Below are 24,756 nucleotides of genomic sequence, written 5' to 3' on the forward strand. Positions count from 1 at the left end.
CTCCTCAGAGCAAGGGTATGGCCGACGCAAGTAAAGCAAGCCTTACCTTAGTCTGCAACGGGTGCCCATGGTGCCCCAGTTGGGAGACCCCTGTCCGGCGGCTGTCCGTTTTGCCCTGTCGACACCTTCGCGGGTTTAGCTTAGGCTCACCTAAGTTCGCGGTGGTGCTGCTCCGTTGGCATGCCCACCACTCGTTCCTTCCACACCTGACACGCGGCTGCCCCGCACGATGGGAGTGACATGTCGCAGGTTCTTCCTGGTGACGCACAACCGGTCCACGACCTCATTGGCATCGGCTTCGGACCGTCCAATGTGGCCATGGCTATCGCGCTCCGCGAGCACAACGCGCGCGTCGGCAGGCAGGAGGCAGTCACCGCTCACTTCTTCGAGCAGCAGCCCCGCTTCGGCTGGCACCGCGGCATGCTCATCGACGACGCCACCATGCAGGTCTCCTTCCTCAAGGACCTGGTGACGCTGCGGAATCCGTCGAGCGAGTACAGCTTCCTCTGCTACCTGCAGAGCAAGGGCCGGCTGATCGACTTCATCAACCACAAGAACCTCTTCCCGCTGCGCGTGGAGTTCCACGACTACTTCGAGTGGGCGGCGGCCCAGGTCGACGACATGGTCTCCTACGGCCACGAGGTCGTCGGCGTCGCGCCCGTGACCCGAGACGGCGTCGTGGAGTACCTCGACGTGACCGTCCGGTCGGGGGAGGGGCTCGAGGTCCACCGGGCCCGCAACCTCGTCATCGGCACCGGGCTGCGCCCCCTCATGCCCGAGGGCGTGGAGCGCGGCGACCGCGTCTGGCACAACTCCGAACTGCTCGCGAAGGTCGACGAGCTGGAGGGCACGTCACCCGCCCGGTTCGTCGTCGTGGGCGCCGGACAGAGCGCCGCCGAGAACGTCGCCTACCTGCACCGGCGCTTCCCCGAGGCCGAGGTCTGCGCGGTCTTCTCCCGCTACGGCTACAGCCCCGCCGACGACAGCGCCTTCGCCAACCGGATCTTCGACCCCCAGGCGGTCGACGAGTACTTCTCGGCGCCCGAGGACGTCAAGCGCCGGCTGATGGACTACCACGGCAACACCAACTACTCCGTGGTGGACATCGACCTCATCGACGACCTCTACCGGCAGTCGTACCAGGAGAAGGTCCTGGGCACCGAGCGCCTGCGCTTCCTCAACGTCTCCAGGCTCACCGGGGTCAAGGAGACGCCGGCCGGCGCCCGGGCCACCGTGACGTCCCTCGTCACCGGCGAGGAGACCGACCTGGACGCGGACGTCGTGGTCTTCGCCACCGGCTACAGCCAGGCCGACCCGACCGGCCTGCTCGGCGAGGTCGCCGACCGCTGCGCCCGCGACGACGAGGGCCGGGTGCGCGTCGAGCGCGACTACCGCATCGCCACCGACCCCGACCTGCGCTGCGGCATCTATCTGCAGGGCGGCACCGAGCACACGCACGGCATCACGTCGTCCCTGCTGTCCAACACGGCGATCAGGGTGGGCGAGATACTGGACTCGCTCCTCGGCCAGGGCGTGGACAAGGCCCGCACGCTCGCCGACGGTACGGGCAGCACCGCCCGCTGAGCGCCGCGCCCCTTCAGGGCATGGGCGGACTGCACGGTCCTGGATCAACTCGCAGACAGCGCAAGGGATAACGTACGTCCACATGGGCACGACTGCTGTGGTTGAGCGCCCCGCGCCCGGGGGCACATCGGGGGCCCACCGACGGCGGGTCCTGGGTCTGGGCATTCTCGTGGCGGCCCTCGTGTCCGCCGCGGTGTTGTCGTTGGCCGTCGGCGCAAGGGCGCTGACTCCCGGCGAGGTATGGCACGCGCTCTTCGGAGCCCCGACGTCCGACCAGCGGCTGACCGAGATCCGGCTCATCGTGGAGACCGTCCGGGTGCCCCGGACGGTGCTCGGGATCGTCGCGGGTATCGCCCTCGGGGTCGGCGGGGCGTTGATCCAGGGGTACACGCGCAACCCGATCGCCGACACCGGCCTGCTGGGCGTGAACTCCGGAGCCTCGTTCGCGGTCGTGGTGGCCATCTCCGTGTTCGGGCTCGGCAACCCGTTCCAGTACGTCTGGTTCGGCTTCCTGGGGGCGGGGATCGCCGGAGTCGTCGTGTTCGGACTGGCGAGCATCGGCCGGGGCGCCGGCAACCCGCTGACGCTCGCACTGGCCGGACAAGGGGTCACGGTGTTCCTGGCGGCGATGACCACGGCGGTCTCGCTCTCGGACCAGCAGGCCCTGAACGCCCTGCGGTTCTGGAACTCGGGCTCCCTGAGCGGGGTCGGATTCGACGTCATCTGGCCGGTCACGGCCTTCATCGCCGCCGGTCTCGTGCTGGCCCTGACCATGCTGCCCTCCCTCAACCTGCTCAACCTGGGTGACGACGTGGCGCGGGGACTGGGCGTGAACATCGCGCTGAGCCGGACCGTCGGCATCGCGTCCATCACCCTGCTGGCCGGCGCGGCGACGGCCGCCTGCGGACCCATCGCGTTCCTCGGACTCATGGTCGCCCACGTGGCCCGGTACCTGACCGGGCCGGACTACCGCTGGCTGGTGCCGTACGCCGGTCTGCTCGGGGCGGTCGTCCTGCTGGTCTGCGACATCGTGGGCCGACTGGTGGTGCGGCCGGGCGAGTTGGACGCGGGCGTCCTGGTGGCGCTCCTCGGCGCCCCGTTCTTCGCGGTTCTGGTCTGGCGCGGAAAGTTCAGGAAAGCATGAACGTGACAGACACGAACGCGACAGACACGAACGCGACAGATGTGAAGCCGTCGGTGCTGCCGGGCGTACGGCTCGGTCGGGTGTCGTTCGTCTGGCGGCCCTGGGTCCTGTGCGTGACGCTGCTGCTGGCGATGGCGACCTTCCTGGTGTTCTGTCTGTCCATCGGCGTCGGGGACTTCCCCATCAGCCTCTCGCGGGTGATCGCGACGATCCTCGGGCGGGGCGAGCAGGTCGACCAGTTCGTGATCATGGACCTGCGGATGCCGCGTGCCCTGGCCGGGCTCGTCGTGGGCATCGCGCTGGGGGTGTCCGGTGCGATCACGCAGTCCATCGCCCGCAATCCCCTGGCCAGCCCGGACGTTCTGGGCATCATCCCGGGCGCCAGCGCGGTCGCGGTGTTCGCCGTGACCGTGTCGGGCGGAACCGCAGCCGCGGTCGTGGACGCCGTGGGCCTGTCCGCGGCGGCGCTCGCCGGCGGGCTCGGCACCGGCCTGCTGGTGTACTTCCTGGCCTGGCGGCGCGGGGTCGACGGCTTCCGGCTCATCCTCATCGGCATCTCGGTGAGCGCCGTGATGGAGGCGATCACGACCTGGTTGCTCGTCACGGCCGACATCAGGGACGTGGCCAAGGCCCAGGCGTGGCTGGTCGGTTCGCTGGAGGACCGTGCGTGGGACGAGGTCTGGGTGGCGCTCTGGTGCTCGCTCGTCCTGCTCGTCGTGGTGTCCTTCGTCGCGTTCCAGTTCAAGCCGATGCACTTCGGCGACGAGGTCGCCGCCGGCCTGGGCGTCCGGTACGCCGCGGTACGGGCGGTCCTCCTGCTGTGCGCGGTGCTGCTGGCCGGTGTGGCGGTGAGCGCGGCGGGCCCGGTCCCCTTCGTCGCGCTGGTGGCGCCGCAGGTGGCGATGCGTCTGGCACGGTGCCCGACACCGCCGATGGTGGCCTCGGGACTCGTGGGCTCGTTGCTGCTGATCGGCTCGGACCTGGTGGCGCGTACGGCACTGCCGGTCTCGCTCCCGGTCGGCGTGGTCACCGCCGCGATCGGCGGCCCCTTCCTGGTCTATCTGCTGGTGCGGGCGAACCGCAGATAGGTGTACAAGAGTCAGGCGAACCTAAGTAAGGGGGACTCGTGGTCGCACAGTCCGTCACCAAGCCCGAGTCCGGGGTCGATGACGCCTCCCGGCTGGCAGCCAGAGGCGTCACGGTCGGATACGGCGCCCGCACTGTCATCGACGAGCTCGACGTGGCGATACCGCCCGGGGTCGTCACGACGATCATCGGCCCCAACGGCTGCGGCAAGTCGACCCTGTTGAAGACGCTGTCCCGGCTGCTCAAGCCGACCGGGGGCTCCGTCGTCCTGGACGGTGAGGACATCGGCCGGCTCAGGACCCGGGACGTCGCGAAGAAGCTCGGCCTGCTGCCGCAGGCGCCGGTCGCGCCGGAGGGGCTGACGGTGGCCGACCTGGTCGCCCGGGGACGCCATCCGCACCAGAGCTGGCTGCGGCAGTGGTCCTCGGACGACGCCGACGTGGTGGAGCGCGCCCTGGCCATGACCGGTGTGTCCGATCTCGCGGACCGCCCGGTCGACGCGCTGTCCGGCGGGCAGCGCCAGCGCGTCTGGATCTCGATGACGCTGGCTCAGGGCACCGATCTGCTGCTGCTGGACGAGCCGACGACCTATCTGGACCTGGCGCACGCGATCGACGTCCTGGACCTCGTGGACGACCTGCACGAGTCGGGCTGCACGGTCGTCATGGTGCTGCACGACCTCAACCTGGCGACGCGCTACAGCGACAACCTCGTGGTGATGAGGGAGGGTTCGATCCTGGCGCAGGGCCACCCGCGCGATGTGATCACCGCCGAGCTGCTGCATGAGGCGTTCGGGCTGCGCGCCCGGGTCATCGACGACCCGGTGGGCGACCGGCCGCTCATCGTCCCGATCGGTCGCACACACGTCCAGTTGGACACATCCCGATAAAGGTGGAGAAGTGAGGCTAGGCTAACCTCACTTCCTCACGGTAAGGTTTGCCTGCCCTTAGGCGAGGGTGCAGTGAACTAGCGCGAAAGCAAGGGGTTTTGGATGCTCCTCCACCGAACGACGCTCAGAAGGCCCTGGCGGCGCATGGCGGCGACACTGGCCGCGGCCACCCTCGGCGTCGGTCTCCTCGCGGGATGCGGTTCCGACTCGCCGGACAAGACGGACCAGCAGAACGACGGCACGCAGGCCGCGGCCGCCGGCGCCTTCCCGGTGACCGTGGAGCACGCCTTCGGATCCACGACCGTCGACGAGGCGCCCAAGCGGGTCGTCTCCGTCGGCTACACCGACGACCAGAGCATCCTGGCGTTCGGCATCAAGCCCGTCGGCATGGTCGACCAGTACCCGAACCCCCCGGGCAAGAGCCCTGACATCAACACCCAGTGGCCCTGGGTGAAGGACAAGTGGGGCGACACCAAGCCCGAGGTCGTCATGGAGAACGGCGACTCCGGCCCCAACTACGAGAAGATCGCGGCCCTGCGCCCGGACCTGATCGTCGCGGTCTACTCCGAGATCGACAAGGCCGCCTACGACAAGCTGTCCAAGATCGCCCCGACGGTGGCGCGCACCAAGGCCGAGAAGGAGCCCTTCAGCGCCCCCTGGCAGGACAACGCCCTCCACATCGCCAAGGCCCTCGGCAAGGCCGACGAGGGCAAGAAGATGGTCGACGACATCCAGGGCCAGCTCGACACGGCCAAGAAGGACCACCCGGAGCTCGGCAAGCAGACCGCTGTCGCGCTGTCCTGGTACGAGAACTCGGTGGCGCCGTTCACCTCCACCGACGTGCGTGGCCGGCTCGTGTCGGGCATCGGCTACAAGTACCAGACCGAGATCGACAAGGTCGCCGACGGCAGCTTCTACACCAAGCTCTCGCCCGAGCGGATCGACCTCGTCGACGTCGACCACATCTTCGTCATCAACGACAAGGCCGACACCGAGGCGCTGAAGAAGTTCAAGCTCTTCGCCAACCTGGACGCCGTGAAGAAGGGCAACGTGTCGTACCTGCTCGACAGCGAGGGACCCGCGGTCGGCGCCGCCATCTCCCAGGGCACCCTGCTGTCCATGCCGTACGCGATCGACGAGCTCGTCAAGTCGGTCGATCAGTAAGTGAGCACCACCGCGACGCGCCCCGCCCCGGCGACCCTGCGCACGACGACCGGACGCGAGGCCACCCGATGGGTCACGGCACACTGCCGTGAGATGCCCTGGCTGACCGCCGCGACCGTGCTCACCACGGTCGCGGGGGCGGCGCTCCAGGTGCTCCCGGTGCTCCTGCTCGGCCGGGTGGTCGACGGGGTCGTCGGGGGCGAAGAACGATCGATCCTGGTCACGATCGGGGTGCTGATCGGAGCCGCCGCGCTGCTCGGCGCGGCGGCCACCGCGGTCTCGACCTATCTCATCGGGCGGCTGGGCGCGGATCTGCTCGCGCGGCTGCGCGAAGGCGCCGTCCGGGCGGTGCTCGGAATGCCGAGTGCCCGGATCGAGCAGGTCGGCAGGGGGGACGTGCTCTCCCGGGTCGGTGACGACGTGGCCGTGCTGTCCAAGGGCATCCGCACGGCCGTGCCCACCGTGTTCTCGGCGGGTGTGCTGGTCGTCATCGCCACCCTCGGCATGTTCGGTCTCGACTGGCGGCTCGGCCTGGCGGGCGCCGGGGCGCTGCCCGCGTACGCCCTGGCCCTGCGCTGGTATCTGCCGCGGTCCGCCCCGCTCTACCAGAAGCAGCGGGTGGCCCAGGCCGACCGGGCACAGGCGTTCATCAGCGGTCTGAACGGCATCGACACGGTCCGCGCGTACCGCCTGGAAGGCGCCTTCCGCGAGAAGGTCACCAGCGAATCGTGGCGGGTGCGCGACCTCGGCATCGAGGTGTTCCGCTTCTTCGGCCGGTTCGTCGGCCGGGAGAACCGCGCCGAGTTCATCGGTCTGGTCCTGATCCTCGTCGTGGGGTACGCCCTGCTGGAGGCCGACGCCGCCAGCCTCGGTGAGGTGTCGGCGGCTCCGCTGCTGTTCCACCGGCTCTTCACCCCGCTGGGCGCCATCATGTTCACCTTCGACGAGGCGCAGAAGTCCGGCGCGAGCCTGACCCGTCTGGTCGGGGTGCTGGGGGAGGCGGCCGAGGAGCGCCTGGTGGGTGACGACTCCGTCCCGGCGGCCGAGGCCGGCTCGTACCCGGTGGTGGTGCGGGGGCTGACGTTCCGTTATCCCGGCTCCGAGGATCCGGTGCTGCGGGACGTCGACCTGACCATTCCCGCCGGTGGTTCGCTCGCCCTGGTGGGGGCGACGGGCGCGGGCAAGACGACCCTGGCGGCGCTGATCGCCGGCATAGGGACCCCGGAAGCAGGGTCGGTGCGGGTCGGGCCGACCGATCTCGCCGACCTGGACGAGGCCGGGGCGCGGGCCCTGGTGAGCATCCTGACGCAGGAGACGCATGTGTTCTCCGGTCCGCTCGCCGAGGACCTGCGGCTGGCCGCGCCGGAGGCGACCGACGCCGAACTGATGGACGCCCTGCGCACCGTCGGCGCCGACGGCTGGGTCGACGCGCTGCCCGAGGGGCTGAACACCTCGGTCGGTGAGGGCGGTGAGCGCCTGGACGTCACCAAGGTCGCCCAGATCGCGCTGGCCCGGCTGGTGCTGGGCCGGGCACCGGTGGTGGTGCTCGACGAGTCGACCGCGGAGGCCGGCAGCGAGGGAGCCGCCGAGCTGGAGCGGGCCGTACTGGCCGCCTGCGCGGGCCGGACGACGCTGTTCGTGGCGCACCGGCTGACCCAGGCGATGGCCGCCGACCGGATCGCCGTACTGGACGCGGGACGCGTCGTCGAGCAGGGCACACACGAGGAGCTGGTGGCTCTGGGCGGCCGGTACGCACGACTGTGGCGGGCCTGGCGAGAGGGTAGTTAGGCAACCCTTATTTAGGTTAGCCTAACTCCACATTCTGGAAGGGACGCTGAGTCTTCGATGATGGAACCGCGCGCTCGTCTCGCACTGCTTTCTCCCACCCGCCTGGCAGATGTCCGCCGGCGCACAGGTGACTATCCGGACAGGACCATCGCCGAAGCCTGCGCCATCGGTCTGTCGTACTGGGCGACGGGGCAGAGCCCCGACGGCATCGACCTCACCCCCGGAACGCTCTTCGCCGACGTCCTCGGGTGGGTCGACAACGGCGGGACGGCGCCCGGGGGTTGGGACGTGAGCCCGGACGGCCGGAGCATCACCGTCCCGGAAGGCGTCACGCCGGCCGACGCGCAGCTCGCGCTGGACGACCTGGCCGACTTCCCCGACCGGCCCCTCGGCACCATCGGCCCGTCCAGCGTGGCCGCCCGGCTCCGCACCCTGGCCGAGTGGAACGACAACGAGGCCGACCGGGTCCGCCCGACCATCGTCGAGATGTTCCGGGAGCAGGCGCGGACCAGACCGGACGCCATCGCCATCGTGGACGAGCACCGCTCGCTGACCTACCGTCAGGCCGCCGAGCTCTCCAGCCAGCTGGCCCACCACCTCATCGCCCGCGGACTGGGCCACGAACAGGTTGTCGGCATCTCCCTGGCCCGCTCCGCCGACATGGTGATCGGACTGCTCGCCGCGCTCCAGGCCGGATGCGCGTTCGTCCCGCTCGACCCGCAGTGGCCCGCCGCGCGCCGGGCCGTCGTCATCGAGGACGCCCGGGTCGTCCTGCAGCTCAACGCCTCGGGCGAGCACGACCCGGCCGAACCGGAGGCCGTGGCCGTCGACCTCGGCGACTGGGGGTACGCCTCCTACCCCGCCGAGGGCACCGGCGTCACCGTCCTCGGCGACGCCCTGGCGTATGTGATCTTCACCTCCGGTTCGACCGGGCGGCCCAAGGGCGCGATGATCCGGCACGAGGCGATCAGCGAACGCCTGCTGTGGCAGGTGAACGAGATCCTGGGCTTCGGCCACGACGACGCCTCCCTGTTCAAGGCGCCGCTGTCCTTCGACATATCCATCAACGAGATCTTCCTGCCCCTGGTCTCCGGCGGCCGGCTGGTGGTCCTGCGCACCGGCGGTGAACGCGACCCGCACCATCTGCTGAGCGTCATCGCCGAGCAGCGCGTCACCTTCACCTACCTGGTGTCGTCCATGCTGGACGTGCTGCTGGAGATGGCCGGCGACACCGGCCGCCTGGACAGCCTGCGGCACGTGTGGTGCGGCGGCGAGGTGCTCACCCCCGAGCTGTACGAGCGGTTCCGCACCAAGCTCGACATTCCCATGTACCACGGCTACGGCCCCGCCGAGACGACCATCGGCGTCTCGCACGTCATCTACCGGGGCGCCGCGGAACGCCTGTCGACGTCCATCGGCAAAGCCAACCCCAACACCCAGCTGTACGTCCTGGACGAGGAGCTGCGCCCGGTCCCCGTCGGGGTCGGCGGCGAACTGTACGTGGGCGGCTTCCTGCTGGGCCGCGGCTACGTCAACGCCCCCGGCCTGACCGCCTCCCGGTTCGTGGCCAACCCCTTCGCCTCCGACGGCTCCCGGCTGTACCGCACCGGTGACCTCGCGCGGTTCGCCCCGGACGGATCGCTGGACTTCCTCGGCCGCGCCGACAACCAGATCAAGATCCGCGGCATGCGGCTGGAGATAGAGGACGTCGAGGCCGGCCTCGCCGAACACCCCCGGGTCCGGCACACCTGCGTCGTCGCGAAGAAGAACACGGCCGGCGGCACCTACCTCGTCGGCTACGTCATCCCGGCCGCGGGCAGCGAGGACCTGCGGGCGGACGAGGTCAAGGCGTGGGCCGGCGAGCACATGGTCGAGTACATGGTGCCGACCCACCTCGTCGTGATGGAGGAGTTCCCGCTCACCGCCAACGGCAAGCTCGACCGCAACGCCCTGCCCGAGCCCACGATCGACACGGGCTCGCTCGTCCGCCCCACCACCGACGACGAGCGCGCGGTGTGCGCCGCGGTCGCGCAGGTCCTGCGGCTCGACGAGGTCGGTGTCGACCAGGACTTCTTCCAGCTCGGCGGCGACAGCATCCTGGCGATCTCCCTGCTGAGCGCCCTGCGCGACGAGGGCCTCCATGTCACGGCACGGCAGATCTTCACCCACAGCACCGTGGGCGCACTGGCGGCGGTCGCCAGCCGTGAGGACGTCTCCACCGCGGACCACGGCGACGTCCCCACCGGAACCGTCGTCGGATCGCCCATCGTGCAGTGGCTCGGCGAGACCACCGACGCAGTCGACGGCTTCGTCCAGTCCGTGGTGCTCACCACCCCGGCGGACCTGACCGCGGACGCCCTCGACGACACCCTCTCGGCCCTCGTCCGGCACCACGACATGCTGCGCGCCAGGCTGGTCCGCGGCGACGGCTGGAGCTTCGACATCCCGGACGCGGACGGGGCGTCCGTGACCTGGCAGGAGAGTGATCTGCCGGTCGAGGAGTGCGTCGCGCTCGCCACCGAGGGGCTGGACCCCGAGGGCGGCGCCATGCTGCACGCCGTGTGGCGCCGCGCGGCACGGCAACTGGTCCTGGTCGCCCACCACGTGGTGATCGACGGTGTGTCCTGGCGCGTCCTGATGGAGGACCTGGCCACGGCCTGGCGCCAGTGCACCTCGGGCACGCCGATCGAACTGCCCCCGGTGGGCACGTCGTTCCGGCGCTGGACCCAGCTGCTGGAACGCGCCGCCTTCGACGCGGACAGCACCTACTACCGGCGCCCCCTGCCGGGAGAGGACCAGCCGATCGGCAGGCGCGCCCTGTCCGAGGCCGACACCGTCGCGCACGAGCGGCTGCGGACCGTCTCGGCCGGCCCCGAGATCACGGCCGCGCTGCTGGGCGAGATCCCCGCGAAGTTCCACGCGGGCGTCAACGACGTCCTGCTGACCGCGCTCTCCGTCGCCCTCGCCCGCTGGCGCCGCGACCTCGGCCAGGACCAGACGTTCGCCCATATCGAACTCGAGGGCCACGGCCGCGAAGGACAGTTCGTCGCGGGCTCCGCCGGCTTCGAACCGGAACTGTCCCGGACCGTCGGCTGGTTCACCACCCTCTTCCCGGTGACCGTCGACCCCGGCACCGCGGACGACCTCACCACCCCCGCGTATCTGGCCGCCGCCCTCAAGGCGGTCAAGGAAGACCTCGCCCGGGTGCCGGACAACGGCGTCTCCTACGGCGCCCTGCGCTACCTCGCCGGCAGCGAGTTCGACGCCCCCTCGCCGCAGGTGCTCTTCAACTACCTGGGCCGCTTCGCCGCCGGCGCCCCCGGCGACTGGCAGCTCGCGGGCACCACCGGCCAGTTGGGTGAGAAGCGCGACCCGGAGATGCGCCTGCCCCGCGCCCTGGAGTTCAACGCGATCGCCGAACCGGCCGCCTCCACCGGCGACTACGAGCTGGTCACCACCATCTCCTGGCCCGACGGCATGTTCACCGACGCCGACATCACGGCCATCGGCGACTACTTCCGGGAGGCCCTGGCCTCCCTCGCCGCACTCGACCAGGGCGGCCACACGCCCAGCGACTTCCCCCTGGTGCCGCTCACCCAGACCGACGTCGACGCCCTCGACGGCCCGGAGCTGCGGGACATCCTGCCGCTGACCCCGCTCCAGGAGGGTCTGTACTTCCACTCGGTCTTCGACGACGACTCGGCGGGCTCCTACGTCGAGCAGCAACTCCTCACCCTGGACGGCGAGGTGGACGCCGACCGGCTCGCGACGGCGGCCACCCGCCTGCTCACCCTGTTCCCGAACCTGGCCGCCCGCTTCACCGCCCTCGCCGACGGCCGCGTGGTCTCCGTGCTGGAGAACGGCGTAGAGGCACCCTTCGCCACGGTCGACCGTCCCGGCATCACCGACGAGGAGATACGCGACCTCGCCGAGCGGGACCGCCGCGCCGGATTCGACCTGGCCACCGGCCCGCTGATGCGGTACACGCTCGTCCGCGCGGGATCCGGCCGGAACGTCCTGGTGCAGACCGTGCACCACATCATCGCCGACGGCTGGTCGGTGCCGCCGATGCTCCGCGCTCTGCTGGCCGAGTACCACGCCCCGGGGACCGTCTACCCGATCGGCGGCTTCGCCGACTACGTGCACTGGCTCGCCGGACGGGACGACGACGAGAGCGACCGCGTCTGGCGCGCCGAACTCGCCGGCCTGCCCGGCCCCTCACTGGTCGCCGAGGACCACACCCCGTCCGACCGGTTCGCCGACACCGCCGTGGAGCCGGAGGGCGACCTCGACGCCGCCGTCCGCGAGGCCGGCGTGCCCCTGAGCGTGGCCGTGCACAGCGCCTGGGCCGTGACACTCGGCGGCATACTGCACGGCGGCGACGTCGTGTTCGGCTCCACCGTCTCCGGCCGGGACGCCGAGGTGCCCGGCATCGGGGACATGGTGGGCCTGTTCATCAACACCATCCCCGTACGGGCCCGTTGGGCCTCCGGGGCCACGGGGGGCGACCTGCTCGCCTCGGTGCGCGAGCACCAGAGCGCGGTCCTGCCGCACCAGCACGTGTCCCTGGCGAGGATCGGCCGCCAGGCCGGCGCGGGCTCCCTGTTCGACACCCTCGTGGTGTTCGACGTGGCCACCGACGTCGCAGCCCTGCGACGACCCGGCGACACCCTGGTCGTCACCGACCTCGTCAACGAGGGCGCCCCGCACTACCCGTTGACGCTGGTGGTCGAGCGCGCGCTCGACGGACGACCGCGCTTCAACCTGATCTACGACGCCGAACTGCTGCGGGAGACGACCGCCAGGGCGATCCTGCACACCTTCACCCACACCCTCACCGGCCTGCTCACCCGGCCGGACACCCCGGTCGGAGACCTGGCACCCGACAGCGAGCGGCGTCCCGCACCGATCACACCGACGACGCTGGGCGGATTGTTCGACGCCGCCGCGCACCGCGACCCCGCCGCCACCGCCGTCACCCAGTGCGGCCTCGACGGCGGCACCCGGTCCCTGACCTACGGCGAACTGGCCGACACCAAGAACCGATTGGCCTCCGCCCTGCGCGCGGCCGGCGTCGGCCCGGGCAAGCGGGTCGCGGTCGCTGTCCCGCGCTCCCTGGAGCAGGTCGTGGCCCTGGTCGCGATCGTCAGCGCGGGCGGCGCGTACGTCCCGCTCGACCTGGCGTACCCGGACGACCGGCTGGAGTACATCCTCGCCGACGCGGCCCCCCAGGTCGTCCTGGTGGACCGCGAACAGCGTGATCGCTTCACACAGCTGCTGGCCAGGGCGGAGGTACCGGCCCGGGTGCTCGTCCAGGGCGACGAGCTGCCGGTGGGCGACATCGCCACCGAGCCCGAGGTGAGCTGGCACAACCCCGCGTACGTGATCTACACGTCCGGATCGACCGGCAGGCCCAAGGGCGTGGCGGTCCCGCACTCCAGTGTGGTGACGCTGCTCGCCAACACCCAGCCCGACATGGACTTCGGCCCGCGGGACGTCTGGGTTCAGTTCCACTCCTTCTCCTTCGACTTCGCGGTCTGGGAGCTGTGGGGCGCGCTGGCGTACGGCGGTGAGCTGCTGGTGCCCGAGTACGGGCTGACGCGCTCCCCGGTCGACTTCCACCGGCTGGTCCGCGAGCGCGGGGTCACCGTGCTCAACCAGACCCCGTCCGCCTTCTACCAGTTCATCGAGGCAGACCGGCTCTCCGGCGAGCCGCTGCCCGCACTGCGCCGGATCATCTTCGGCGGCGAGGCCCTGGACCTCGGGCGGCTGCGCGGCTGGGTCGAGCGGCACGGCACGAGCGTGCCTGAGCTGGTCAACATGTACGGCATCACCGAGACCACCGTCCACGTCACCCACCGGGTGCTCACCGACGAGGACTTCGGCCCCGGCGACGACGTCAGCCCGATCGGCGGCCCGATCCCCGGCCTGGTCACCTACCTGCTCGACGACCGGCTCCGCCCGGTGCCGCCCGGCAAGGTCGGCGCCATCTACGTCGCCGGCGACCAGGTGTCGCTCGGCTACCTCGGCAGGCCCGGACTCACCGCCGGCCGCTTCGTGGCGAACCCGTTCGCGAACGACGGCTCCCGCATGTACCACACGGGCGACCTGGCCATCCGCACCCTCGACGGCGAGCTGCAGTTCACCGGCCGCGCAGACGACCAGGTCCAGCTCAAGGGCTTCCGCATCGAACTCGGCGAGGTCGAGTCCGCCGTACGGGAACTCGACGGTGTGGTGGACGTGGCCGTCACGGTGGCGGAGAGCGGCGATCACCTGGTCGCGCACGTGGTGGGCCAGATGCCGGCTGATTTCACCGAGCTGTTGTCCACGAAGCTGCCGGTGCACATGGTCCCGGGCCGGGTGATGACGGTCGACGCCCTGCCGCTGACGGTGAACGGCAAGCTGGACCGGAAGATCTTGACCGAGCGTGCGGCTATGTCCCTAAGGGGCGCGGGGAACTGCGCGACCAGCCCCCACGCACCCGCGGACAAGAACTCAGCGGTCACCACCCTCATCGAGATCTTCACCCAGACACTGCCCGGCTCGGACATAGCCGCCGACACCGACTTCTTCCACGCCGGAGGCGACAGCATCGTCGCCATCTCGGTCGTGAACAGGGCCCGAACCCTCGGCCTGCGGATCTCACCCCGGGACGTCTTCCTGCTCAAGACCCCCCGCGCACTGGCCGACAACCTGGCGACGAGCACACCGCGGACAGCCGCCCCCACCCCCGCCCGCCGCGAGGACGGCCCCCTCACCCCGACCCCGATCATCCTGCGCCAACGTGAACTCGGCGGCTCCCTCACCCGATTCGCCCAGGCCAGAACCCTCCAGGCCCCCGAAGGCGCCACCTTCACGGACGCCCGGCGCGCCGCGAACGCCGTGGTCGCCGCCCACCCGACCCTGCGACTGCGCCTGCGCACCACACACGGCGTGTGGGCCCTGCGCACCGAACCGGCCCACGAGGTCACCGTCGTACGACCGGACACCACCGACGCCACGGCCGTGGCGAACGAGGCCGCGGCACAGCTCGACCCCGAGTCCGGAAACGTCATCGCCTTCGCCTGGCTGGAAGCCACCCGCACCCTCGTCGTCACCGTGCACCACCTCGCCGTCGACTCGGTCTCCTGGCTGATCCTGCTGGACGACCTGGCCGCGGCACTCCGCGGCGAGACGCTCGCACCGCCGACCACGTCGTACGCCGAGTACGCCGAAGCACTGACGCTCCACTCCAACCACGCACTCGACGACCTCGGCCACTGGACCACCACGCTGCAGGCACCCGAACTGCTGCCCACGGTCGGCGGACTGCGCGAGACCACCGTCGTGCTCGCCCCCGACGTGAGCGACCGCCTCACCCGCACGGCACCCGCCGCACTCGGCGTCGGTCTCACCGAGCTGCTGTGCGGCGCCCTGCGCACCGCGCTGACCCGGATCCAGCCGTCGCCCACCGATCTCGCGATCGAACTGGAGCGGCACGGCCGGGTCCCGGTCCTCGAACAGCACGACTACACCCGTACCGTCGGCTGGTTCACCTCCATCGCCCCCGTACGGCTCACCGCGCACACCGACCCGGTCGCCGCGGCCCGCGAGGTCGCCGAACGACAGCCGGACGAGCGCGCCCACGTCGCCTACGGCCGGCTCAGGTACCTCGACCCGCAGACGGCCCCGCTGCTCACCGCCCGCCCGCAGGTGCTGTTCAACTACCTCGGCCGGGGCAGCGAGTCCCAGGCGCTGCACCTCACCGGCGGCGACCAGGGCAGCCCGTACGCCGTCGAGGTCAACGCCTGGACCGACGAGGCGACCGGCAGCCTGCTCGCCGAGTTCACCCTCGCCGAGGGCATACCCGACGAGATCACCGAGCACTGGCGCGGAGCGCTGGAGCACATCGCCGACGCCGCCACGACCGCCGAGCGCACCGCACAGGTCACCCCGCTCCAGCGCGGCCTGTTCTTCCAGGCCCAGCTGGCGGGCACGGCCGGACACTACGTCGCGCAGAGCTGGTTCACCTTCGACCGGCGCCTGGACACCGGCGCGCTGGCCGAGGCGATGGCGCACGTGATCGCACGGCACCCGGTCGTGGGCGCCGGCTTCACCACGGACGACGACGGAAACCCCGTCCAGGTCCTCAAGGCGGGCCGGCGGGTCGACGTCCGTACCGTCGCCCTGTCGACGGACGCGGAGGTCGACGCCCTGCGCGCCCGGGACCGCGACACCGGGTTCGACCCGGGGGAGCCGCCGCTGATCAGGCTGACCGTGGTGCGGCTGCCCGACGACCGCGACGGCCTGCTGCTCAGCTACCACCTGCTGCTGTGGGACGGGTGGTCCCGCGAGATCGTCCTGCGGGACCTGTTCGAGTCCTACCGTGCCGTCCTCGCGGGCGAGCCGCTCGACCCGACGCCGGCCACGCCGAGCTTCGAGGAGTACGCCCGGGCGCTCGACGCCAAGGACCCCGCCGTATCGGAACGCTTCTGGGCGGAGCACCTGGCGGCCCTTCCCGGCCCGACGCTGCTCGCCGGACCGGCGCCGGCCCTCTCGGACGACCTGCCGCGCGCACTCGTACACACGCTGTCCGCCGAGCAGTCGGAGACACTGCGTGCAGCGGCCAGCGTGCACGGCGTCACACTGAACTCGGTACTGACCGGCGCGTTCGGTCTGCTGCTCGGCGCGCACACCGGCCGCAGCGACGCCGTGTTCGGCGTGACCGTCTCCGGCCGCGACGGCGAGGGCCTGGACGACATCGTCGGCGTGCTGCTCAACACCGTGCCCACGTGGACGCGGGCCCGGCCGGAGCAGTCGGTCCGCGCGTACCTGTCGGCCGTACAGACGGCACGGGTCGAGGCGATGGAGCACGAACACCTGGGGCTCGGCGAGATCCAGCGGGCCAGTGGGCACGACACCCTGTTCGACAACCTGTTCGTGCTGCAGAACTTCCTGGACATGGACGCGTTCGCCGAGATGAACGCCCGGCACGGCATCACCTCGGTGAAGGCCGACGACTCCACGCACTACCCGTTCACCTGGGTCGTCACGCCCGGCGACCGGCTCACGGTCAAGCTGGAGTACCGCGACGGCGACACCGCGGGCGCCCGCCGTCTCCTCGACGACTACCTGAGCGTCCTCCAGGACCTGGCCCGGTCGACCGGGCCGGTGGGAGCGCTGCGGGGGCTGGGACCCGAGCCCGCTCCGGGCGAGCGTACGGATGTCGGTACCGACACCGTGGTCGACCGGTTCGACCAGGCCGCGGACCGAGACCCGCAGCGGGTGGCACTCGTCGCCCACGGCGCGACGATGACGTTCGCCGAGCTCCGGGACCGCAGCCGCGCGGTCGCCGGTGTGCTCGCGGCGCGCGGCATCGGCCCCGAGACGACCGTGGGCCTCGCGATCCCGCGCTCCCTCGACTGGATCGCGGCGCTGTTCGCCGTCCTGCGCGTCGGCGCCGCGTACGTGCCGCTGGAGCTGGACCACCCGGACGAGCGGATCGCCGCGATCGTCGACGACGCCCGCCCGGACGTGATCCTCACCGTGAGCGCCGTCTCGCCCCGGCTGACCGGCGACCTCATCGAACTGGACCGGCCTCTTCCCGAGGCCGAGCCGTACGTGACGTTCGCGCCGGACGACCCGGACCGGCTGCGGCACCCCGCGTACACGATCTACACCTCCGGGTCGACCGGAAAGCCCAAGGGCGTGGTGACCGAGTACGCCGGGCTCACCAACATGCTGATCAACCATCAGCGCCGGATCTTCGAGCCGGTGCTGGCGGAGCACGGCCACCGGACCTTCCGGATCGCGCACACCGTGTCGTTCGCGTTCGACATGTCGTGGGAGGAGCTGCTGTGGCTCGCCGACGGCCATGAGGTGCACATCTGCGACGAGGAGCTGCGCCGCGACGCGCCCGCGCTGGTGGAGTACTGCCTGGAGCACGGGATCGACGTCATCAACGTGACCCCGACCTACGCGCAGCAACTGGTGGCCGAGGGCCTGCTGGACAACCCGGAACGCCGGCCGGCGCTGGTGCTGCTGGGCGGCGAGGCCGTCACCCCGACGCTGTGGCAGCGCCTCGCCGAGACCGAGGGCACGGTCGGCTACAACCTGTACGGGCCCACCGAGTACACCATCAACACCCTGGGCGTCGGCACCTTCGAGTGCGAGGACCCGGTGGTGGGCGTCGCGATCGACAACACGGACGTGTACGTGCTGGATCCGTGGCTGCGACCCCTGCCCGACGGGGTGCCCGGCGAGCTGTACGTGTCGGGCATCGGGATCGCGCGCGGCTATCTCGGGCAGCCCGCCCAGAGCGCGCACCGCTTCGTCGCCTGCCCGTTCGGGGAGCCCGGGGAGCGCATGTACCGCACCGGGGACCTGGTGGTCCGCCGGCCCGACGGCAACCTGATGTACCTGGGCCGCACCGACCAGCAGGTCAAGATCCGGGGCCACCGGGTCGAACTCGGCGAGGTCGAGGCCGTGTTCGCCGCGCACCCGGCGGTCCGGTTCGCCGCCGCCGTCGCCCAGCCCGACCCGCAGGTCGACGGCGCCTACCGGCTGGCCGCGTACCTCGTGCTGGACGGCGCGGATCTGGCGGCGGTCGCCGCCGACGTGGGCGCAGGGCTGCCGGACTTCCTGCGGCCGACGCACTACGCCCAGGTCGACAGCATCCCGCTGACGGTGAACGGGAAGGCTGACACCAAGGCGCTGCCCGAGGCCAAGCCGCTCGGCGCGCTGACCACGGTGGGGGAGCGTGGCCCACGGACCGAGACCGAGACCGTGGTCTGCGAGTACTTCGCCGAGGCACTGGACCTGGACGACGACGAGGTGAGCGCGGTGAGCGACTTCGTGTCCCTCGGGGGACACTCCATGCTGGCGGTACGCCTGATCGGGCTGCTCCGCCGCGAGTTCGGCCCCGTGATCACCATCCGAGACCTGTTCACCCTGCGAACCCCCGAAGCGATTGCCCGCCACCTCGATGACAACTGACACGCAGCGGCCCCGCTTCGGGGCCGCCATCCTCCGCACGGCCCTGCGCCGCAACCTCGGCGCCATGGCCGGCGGCACCGTCCTCATGGGCCTCTACCAGGCCGGCGAGACGGCCTTCCCCATCGCGCTCGGCATGATCGTCGAGCACACGATGCGGGGTGAGCGGAGCCTCGGCGCGCTCGCCCTGTCGATCGCCGCGCTGGCCGTGATCATCACGACCGTGTCGCTGTCGTGGCGGTTCGGCATGCGGATCCTGCAGAAGGCCAACACGACCGAGGCACACCGCTGGCGGGTGAAGGTCGCGGCCTGCGGCCTGCAACCGGTGGCCAGGGACGTCGACCTCAAGTCCGGCGAGGTCCTGACCATCGCCACCGAGGACGCCGACCAGACCGCCGACATCATCGAAGTGGTGCCGCTGCTGATCAGCTCGCTGGTCGCGGTGCTGGTCGCGGCGGTCGCGCTGGGCCTCGCCGACATCCGGCTCGGCCTGCTGGTCATCGTGGGTACCGTCGCCATCCTGTCGATCCTGAGCGTGATGTCACGGCGGATCGGCAGCAGCACCCAGGAACAGCAGGCCAGGGTGGCGCGGGCCGGCGCGAAGGTCGCCGACCTGATCACCGGCCTGCGCCCACTGCACGGATTCGGCGGCAACCACGCGGCGTTCGGCTCCTACCGCAAGGTCAGCACCGAGGCGAGGCACCAGTCGATCGTCGTCGCCAAGGTGAACGGCGTGTACGCGGGCACCGCGCTGGCCCTCAACGCGGTCCTGGCCGGGGCCGTGACCCTGACGGCCGGCTGGCTGGCCTTCGACGGCCGGATCACCATCGGGGAACTCGTCATGGCCGTGGGCCTGGCGCAGTTCATCATGGAACCGCTCAAGCTGTTCTCGGAGATGCCCAAGTACGTGATGATCGCGCGCGCCTCGGCCGAGCGGATGGCGCTGGTGCTGTCGGCGCCGCCGGTCACGACCCCGGGGGCCGGGCGACCGGCCCCGGGCGCGGACCTGGAGATCGACTCGGTCCGCCATGGGTCCCTGAACAAGGTGCGTTTCCAGGTGGAGGCCGGCGAGTTCGTCGCCATCGCCGCCTACCAGCCGCGCGCCGCGGCCGACCTGGCGGCCGTCCTGGCCGTGAACGTCCCGCCCGACGCGTACGAGGGAGCCGTCCGGGTCGGCGGGCAGGAGCTGGCGGACCTGTCGGTCGAGGCGGTCCGCGAGCACATCCTCGTGAACCCGTACGACGGGGAGATCTTCGCCGGCACCCTGCGCACCAACATCGACCCCTCGGGCACCAGCGGCTCGGTCCCCGAGGCCGTCGAGGCGTCCATGCTGACCGACGTCGTAGCCCTGCACCGCGACGGCCTCGACTACGGCGTCCGCGACCGCGGCGCCAACCTCTCCGGAGGCCAGCGCCAACGCCTGTCCCTGGCCCGGGCGCTGGCGGCCGACTCGGACGTCCTGGTCCTGCACGACCCCACCACCGCGGTCGACGCGGTCACCGAACAACTCATCGCCCGCAACGTGGCGAAGCTGCGCCGGGGCCGCACGACCATCGTCATCACCAGCAGCCCGGCCTTCCTGGACGCCGCGGACCGGGTCCTGGTCCTGGACGACGGCACCATCACGGCCGAAGACACCCACCGCAACCTCCTGGCGAAGGACCAGGCCTACTGCTCGGCGGTTGCGAGGTGACCTCTCAGGGGCGCGGGGAACTGCGCGACCAGCCCCCACCGGCCCGCGGATGACTATTGCAGCGCCCAGGCCACATCCCTGACCAACGCATGCCGCCACCCCGCACGATCGTGGCCGGACGCGGCCCGCGAAACCCGCACGGTCGCCCCGGCCCGCTCGACCAGGCTCTCCACCAGGCCGCAGTGCGGCAGCATCCGCGTCTCATGCTCCCCGACATCGAACGCCACCCGTAGCCCCGACAGATCAACACCCGCCCGCAGCCGCTCGGCGATCACACCCCCCACCGGCCCTCCCAACGGATCAGCCGCCCGCAGGGCACCCGGCCGCCACCAGAACGACCCCGATTGGCAGGCAACCCGCGACACCAACTCGGGATACTCCAGTGCCGCGTACACCGCACTCAGCCCACCGAGGCTCTGCCCGGCGACCACCAGCCGGTCGAGATCGGCACGCACCCCCGACTCCGCCACCAACGGGAGCAGTTCGTCCCGCACCGCCTCCCACAACCCGGCCCGGCACGTGAACTCCTCGGCCCGGTCCTTGGCCGGCAGGAAGACCAGCGTCACCGGCGGCAACTCACCCGCCGCCACGGCCGAGTCGAACGCGGTCATGGCCGGGTGCAGATACAACCAGTCGTCCCCGTCGAGCAGCAGCACCACCGGCCCACCGCCCCCCACCGGATGGACCCGCACGGTCCGCCGCCCCCCGAGCCGTTCACTGGTCCAGCGAATCCGGGTAAGCGGCAGGGGCAGCACCTCGTCGGCACCGACAACCGGCCAGTGCGGCTGCTCCGGCGCGTCCGGCGTCGCCGCGATGGACCGGTCACCGCCCGCACCGGCCGGATTGAACGGGTCGGCGTACGCCGCGTCGTCCACCAGGAACTGGTAGGTCACCCGCAGCCGCTCGGGCATGCGCACCTCGGCGTACCAGCAGTCCGAGTCGGCCCAGCGGCGCAGGCGAACCGGCTCCGACCAGCTCTCGAAGCCGACCCTCGCCTCCGACCCGCGCCACAGGAACAGGGTCACCCAACCGCCGTCCTCGGCGGGTTTCGAGGCGGGCGCGCCCGCGGCGGCCCAGAACTCGTCGGTGCCGGGAACGCCGGGCAGCCCGAACCCGGCGAAGGCGTCGGCGTCCTCCATGTCGGCCGCGACCAGGCGCATGAACGTCTCCTTGTGAGAGGGAAGGGACAAAGGCTAAGCTCCAGTCAATTAGGCGAGCCTAACCTAATCTTGGCCTTCCGAGGAGGCATCGAGCATGAGCACCAACCCCTTCGACGACAACGAAGGCCGTTTCCTGGTCCTGGTGAACGACGAGGGCCAGCACTCACTCTGGCCGTCGTTCGCCGAGGTGCCCGGAGGGTGGACGGTCGCCTTCGCCGAGAACACCCGGGAAGCGTGCCTGGAGTACGTCGAGACCCACTGGACGGACCTGCGCCCCCGGTCCCTCGCCGCGACGATGGACGCCTGACCTCTCCGATGCTGTGCACCAGGCTGACCAACGCCCGTTTCCTCACCATGGACCCGGACCATCCGGTCGCTCATGACGTGGGCATCTGGCAGGGCCGGATCGCCGGCCTGGACGAGGCCGTGACCTCCCTGCCCGCCCGCGAGGTGATCGACCTGCAGGGTGCCACCGTGCTCCCCGGGTTCGTCGACGCCCATGTGCACCTCGCCTGGACCGGGTTCAAACAGAACACCCCGAGCATCGCGGGCCGCACCCGGATCGACGACGTACTCGAGGTCGTGGCGGAAGCCGTCACCCGCACCCGCGCGCCCGGCGACTGGGTGAGCATCGCCGGCTACGACCAGCGGGCCCTGGGACGCCATCTGACCGCCGCCGACCTCGACAAGGTCAGCGACGGACGCAAGCTCTTCCTGCTGCACGACTCCGGCCACGGCTGCGTCGTCAACACCGCCGTCCTGGACCTGCTGCCCGCCGACATCCCGCACGAGAACGGCTTCCTCGCCGAGCAGGCCATGGGCGCCGCCCGCGCACTGCGGCTGCCGCACTCCCAGGAGGACCTGGCCGAGGCGATCGGCCGGGCGGCCCGCACCTGCCTCGCGGAGGGCGTCACCGCCTGCGCCGAAGCGGGCATCGGCGGCACGCTCTTCGGCCACAGCCCCGTCGAACTCGGCGCCTACCAACTCGCCCGGGACAAGGGGCTGCTGCCGCTGCGCGTGCAGCTCATGGTGTCCGGGGACCGGCTGCGCCCGGTCGCGGCACACGAGACCGACGGCATCCCGCGGGCCCTCGACCTCGGCCTGCGCACCGGGTTCGGCGACGACCGGCTCTCCGTGGGCGCGCTGAAGATCTACACCGACGGCGGCATGATGGCCCGTACGGCCGCGCTGAGCAGCCCGTACGAAGGGCTCGACCACACCGGGCAGTTGCAGGACGACCCGCAGGCGCTCACGGACCTCATCGTGGACGGCCACCTCGCCGGCTGGCAGCTCGCCGTGCACGCGATCGGCGACCGGGCGGCCGACGTGGCCCTGGACGCCCTCGACCGTGCCCAGCGCCTGAGGCCCCGGCCCGAGGCACGCCACCGCATCGAACACGCCGGGCTGATCCGGCCCGACCAGCTCCCGCGCTTCGCGCGACTCGGTGTCAGCGCGGTGATCCAGCCCAACTTCCTGCGGTACTTCGGCGACGACTACGCGTCGATCATGGGCGCGGAACGCGCACCGTGGTTGTACCGGGGCAGGGCTTTCCTGGACCACGGCATTCCGCTGGTGGGCAGCTCCGACCGTCCCGTCGCCGACGGATCGCCCCTGCGGGCCGTCCAGTTCATGGTCGAGCGCGCCTCTGCCTCGGGACAGGTCATCGGCCCGTACGAGGCCGTCACCGTCGACGAGGCCCTGCACGCGTACACCGTCGCCGGCGCCCACGCCTGCCACTGGGAGAACAGCCTGGGGAGTCTCACCCCCGGCAAACGCGCCGACCTGGTCGTGCTCGGTGACGACCCCCGGCGCGTCGACACCTCCCGTATAGGCGACATCGAGGTGGTCGAGACCTACGTCGACGGCCGCCCGAGCCGTCCGAGCGTTTGATCCCGGGCCCGGTACCGGTACCGAGGAAGGAATCCCTTGACCACGGCTACGCCGCGCCCTGCCGCGCTGCCGCACGCACTTCTCGCGCCGTCGCCCTCGGTGCGCACCGCCCGCCCGGACGAGGCCGCCGCGCTCGCCGCCCTGTCCCGCCCCTTCGTACGCTCGGGTGCGCTGCGGGAACGCCCGCTCTCCGTCTACGCCGCTCACGCGGCCGGCTTCTTCGTGACGGAGGCCCCTGACGGCACCCTCGACGGGTGCGTGGGCCTGCGTGTGTACCCGGCCGCACCGGGGGAGGACGGGCCCGCGGGTGTCGTCTACAACTTCTGCGTCGCGGAGCACCGGCAGGGGAGCGGAGCGGGAGCCGGACTGCTGCGCGCGGTGCTGGCCACTGCCCGCGCCCGGTCGCTCCCCGCCCTGTTCACGGCGACCACGGGCGGTGGCGGCCTCTTCCTCCGCTACGGCTTCGCGCCCACGACCGCCCGACTGGCGCCCCGGGCCTGGTCGGAGTCCCTGGACCCGCGACGCAACGCCCGGGTCCTGGTCAAAACTCTGTGACGGTCGTGCCCGGGCTGGTCTCGGCGAGCACACTGCGCAGCACCGCGTGCGGCACGCGTCCGTCCACCACATGGGCCTTGCGCACGCCGCCGCGGACGGCCCGCAGACAGCCCTCCATCTTCGGCAGCATCCCGCTCGCCAGGCCGGGCAGCAGCGCGTCCAGCGCACCGGCCGTCAGCCGTCCGATCACCTCGGTGCTGCGCGGCCAGTCCGCGTACAGCCCCTCGACATCCGTGAGCATCACCAGCCGCTCGGCGTCGAGGGCGACGGCGAGGGCCGACGCCGCGAGGTCGGCGTTGACGTTGTAGACCTGCCCGTCCGCGCCGCGTGCCACGGGGGAGACGACCGGGATGTGCCCCTGCTCCAGCAGGGCGCGCACCATCGCCGGGTTCACGTCCACGATGTCGCCGACGAGCCCGATGTCCACCGGCTTGCCGTCGACCAGGGCCGGTCGCCGTACGGCGGTCATCGTGTGCGCGTCCTCGCCGGTCAGGCCCACCGCGAAGGGACCATGGGCGTTGATGTGGCCGACCAGCTCCCGCTGGACCCGGCCCGTCAGCACCATGCGCACCACGTCCATGGCCTCCGGCGTGGTGACCCTGAGACCCGCCTCGAAACGGGTCTCCAGGCCCAGCCGGTCGAGCATCGCGCTGATCTGCGGCCCGCCGCCGTGCACGACGACCGGGCGCAGACCCGCGTGCCACAGCTCCACCATGTCCTGGGCGAAGGCCCGTTGCAGACTCGCGTCCACCATGGCGTTGCCGCCGAACTTGACGACGACCGCGCTGCCCAGGAGGTCTCCCGGGGGCTGGGGAAGGCGGGGAGAGCCTGT

At 71.3% G+C, this 24,756-nt stretch carries 13 protein-coding genes; 11 read left to right on the forward strand and 2 right to left on the reverse strand.

The genetic code is table 11. The features are described 5' to 3' along the window. Nucleotides 1–240: 240 nt before the first annotated feature. The 8 genes from AC07DF_RS07000 to AC07DF_RS07035 all read left to right on the forward strand — a co-directional run bounded on the left by AC07DF_RS07000 (nt 241) and on the right by AC07DF_RS07035 (nt 20,319). The gene (locus AC07DF_RS07000) at nt 241–1,584 is read left to right on the forward strand and encodes a lysine N(6)-hydroxylase/L-ornithine N(5)-oxygenase family protein (RefSeq protein ID WP_478967716.1); all 1,344 of its coding nucleotides are present in this window, start codon (nt 241–243) and stop codon (nt 1,582–1,584) included. Between the two features lie 82 nt (nt 1,585–1,666). Further along, nucleotides 1,667–2,728, forward strand: a complete 1,062-nt coding sequence (locus AC07DF_RS07005) for a FecCD family ABC transporter permease (protein WP_478967718.1) — start codon at nt 1,667–1,669, stop codon at nt 2,726–2,728. Next, nucleotides 2,725–3,816, forward strand: coding sequence for a FecCD family ABC transporter permease (locus AC07DF_RS07010; RefSeq protein ID WP_478967720.1), 1,092 nt, complete (start codon nt 2,725–2,727; stop codon nt 3,814–3,816). Before AC07DF_RS07005 ends, AC07DF_RS07010 begins: the two co-directional genes overlap by 4 nt. 38 nt (nt 3,817–3,854) lie before the next feature. Beyond that, nucleotides 3,855–4,703, forward strand: coding sequence for an ABC transporter ATP-binding protein (locus AC07DF_RS07015; protein ID WP_478967722.1), 849 nt, complete (start codon nt 3,855–3,857; stop codon nt 4,701–4,703). Between the two features lie 102 nt (nt 4,704–4,805). Continuing rightward, nucleotides 4,806–5,867: an iron-siderophore ABC transporter substrate-binding protein gene (locus AC07DF_RS07020; protein WP_478967724.1), complete on the forward strand. Its 1,062-nt coding sequence runs from the start codon at nt 4,806–4,808 to the stop codon at nt 5,865–5,867. Then, nucleotides 5,868–7,655, forward strand: a complete 1,788-nt coding sequence (locus AC07DF_RS07025) for an ABC transporter ATP-binding protein (protein WP_478967726.1) — start codon at nt 5,868–5,870, stop codon at nt 7,653–7,655. Nucleotides 7,656–7,712: 57 nt separating this feature from the next. Next, nucleotides 7,713–18,629 carry a non-ribosomal peptide synthetase gene (locus AC07DF_RS07030; RefSeq protein ID WP_478967728.1) on the forward strand — a complete coding sequence of 3,639 codons (10,917 nt, stop codon included), beginning with the start codon at nt 7,713–7,715 and terminating at the stop codon, nt 18,627–18,629. Further along, on the forward strand, nt 18,619–20,319 hold the full coding sequence (locus AC07DF_RS07035) for an ABC transporter ATP-binding protein (protein WP_478967730.1): 1,701 nt from the start codon (nt 18,619–18,621) through the stop codon (nt 20,317–20,319). The genes AC07DF_RS07030 and AC07DF_RS07035 overlap by 11 nt, the downstream gene beginning before the upstream one ends. A gap of 53 nt (nt 20,320–20,372) precedes the next feature. Here the strand turns inward: AC07DF_RS07035 and AC07DF_RS07040 are convergent, their stop codons facing one another. Further along, nucleotides 20,373–21,479 carry an alpha/beta hydrolase-fold protein gene (locus AC07DF_RS07040; protein ID WP_478967732.1) on the reverse strand — a complete coding sequence of 369 codons (1,107 nt, stop codon included), beginning with the start codon at nt 21,477–21,479 and terminating at the stop codon, nt 20,373–20,375. Between the two features lie 94 nt (nt 21,480–21,573). Here AC07DF_RS07040 and AC07DF_RS07045 point away from each other — a divergent pair, with 94 nt between their 5' ends. The 3 genes from AC07DF_RS07045 to AC07DF_RS07055 are packed head-to-tail and all read left to right on the forward strand — an operon-like array spanning nt 21,574 to nt 23,924. Further along, nucleotides 21,574–21,786 (forward strand): MbtH family protein, encoded by a 213-nt coding sequence (locus tag AC07DF_RS07045; protein ID WP_478967734.1) that lies wholly within the window; start codon nt 21,574–21,576, stop codon nt 21,784–21,786. Between the two features lie 8 nt (nt 21,787–21,794). Then, nucleotides 21,795–23,369 carry an amidohydrolase gene (locus AC07DF_RS07050; RefSeq protein WP_478967736.1) on the forward strand — a complete coding sequence of 525 codons (1,575 nt, stop codon included), beginning with the start codon at nt 21,795–21,797 and terminating at the stop codon, nt 23,367–23,369. Nucleotides 23,370–23,405: 36 nt separating this feature from the next. After that, nucleotides 23,406–23,924, forward strand: coding sequence for a GNAT family N-acetyltransferase (locus tag AC07DF_RS07055; protein ID WP_478967738.1), 519 nt, complete (start codon nt 23,406–23,408; stop codon nt 23,922–23,924). Here AC07DF_RS07055 and argB read toward each other — a convergent pair. Then, nucleotides 23,911–24,717: an acetylglutamate kinase gene (gene argB, locus AC07DF_RS07060; protein ID WP_478969429.1), complete on the reverse strand. Its 807-nt coding sequence runs from the start codon at nt 24,715–24,717 to the stop codon at nt 23,911–23,913. The genes AC07DF_RS07055 and argB overlap by 14 nt on opposite strands. Nucleotides 24,718–24,756 lie beyond the last annotated feature (39 nt).

This window comes from Streptomyces sp. NPDC044719 (assembly GCF_056433405.1).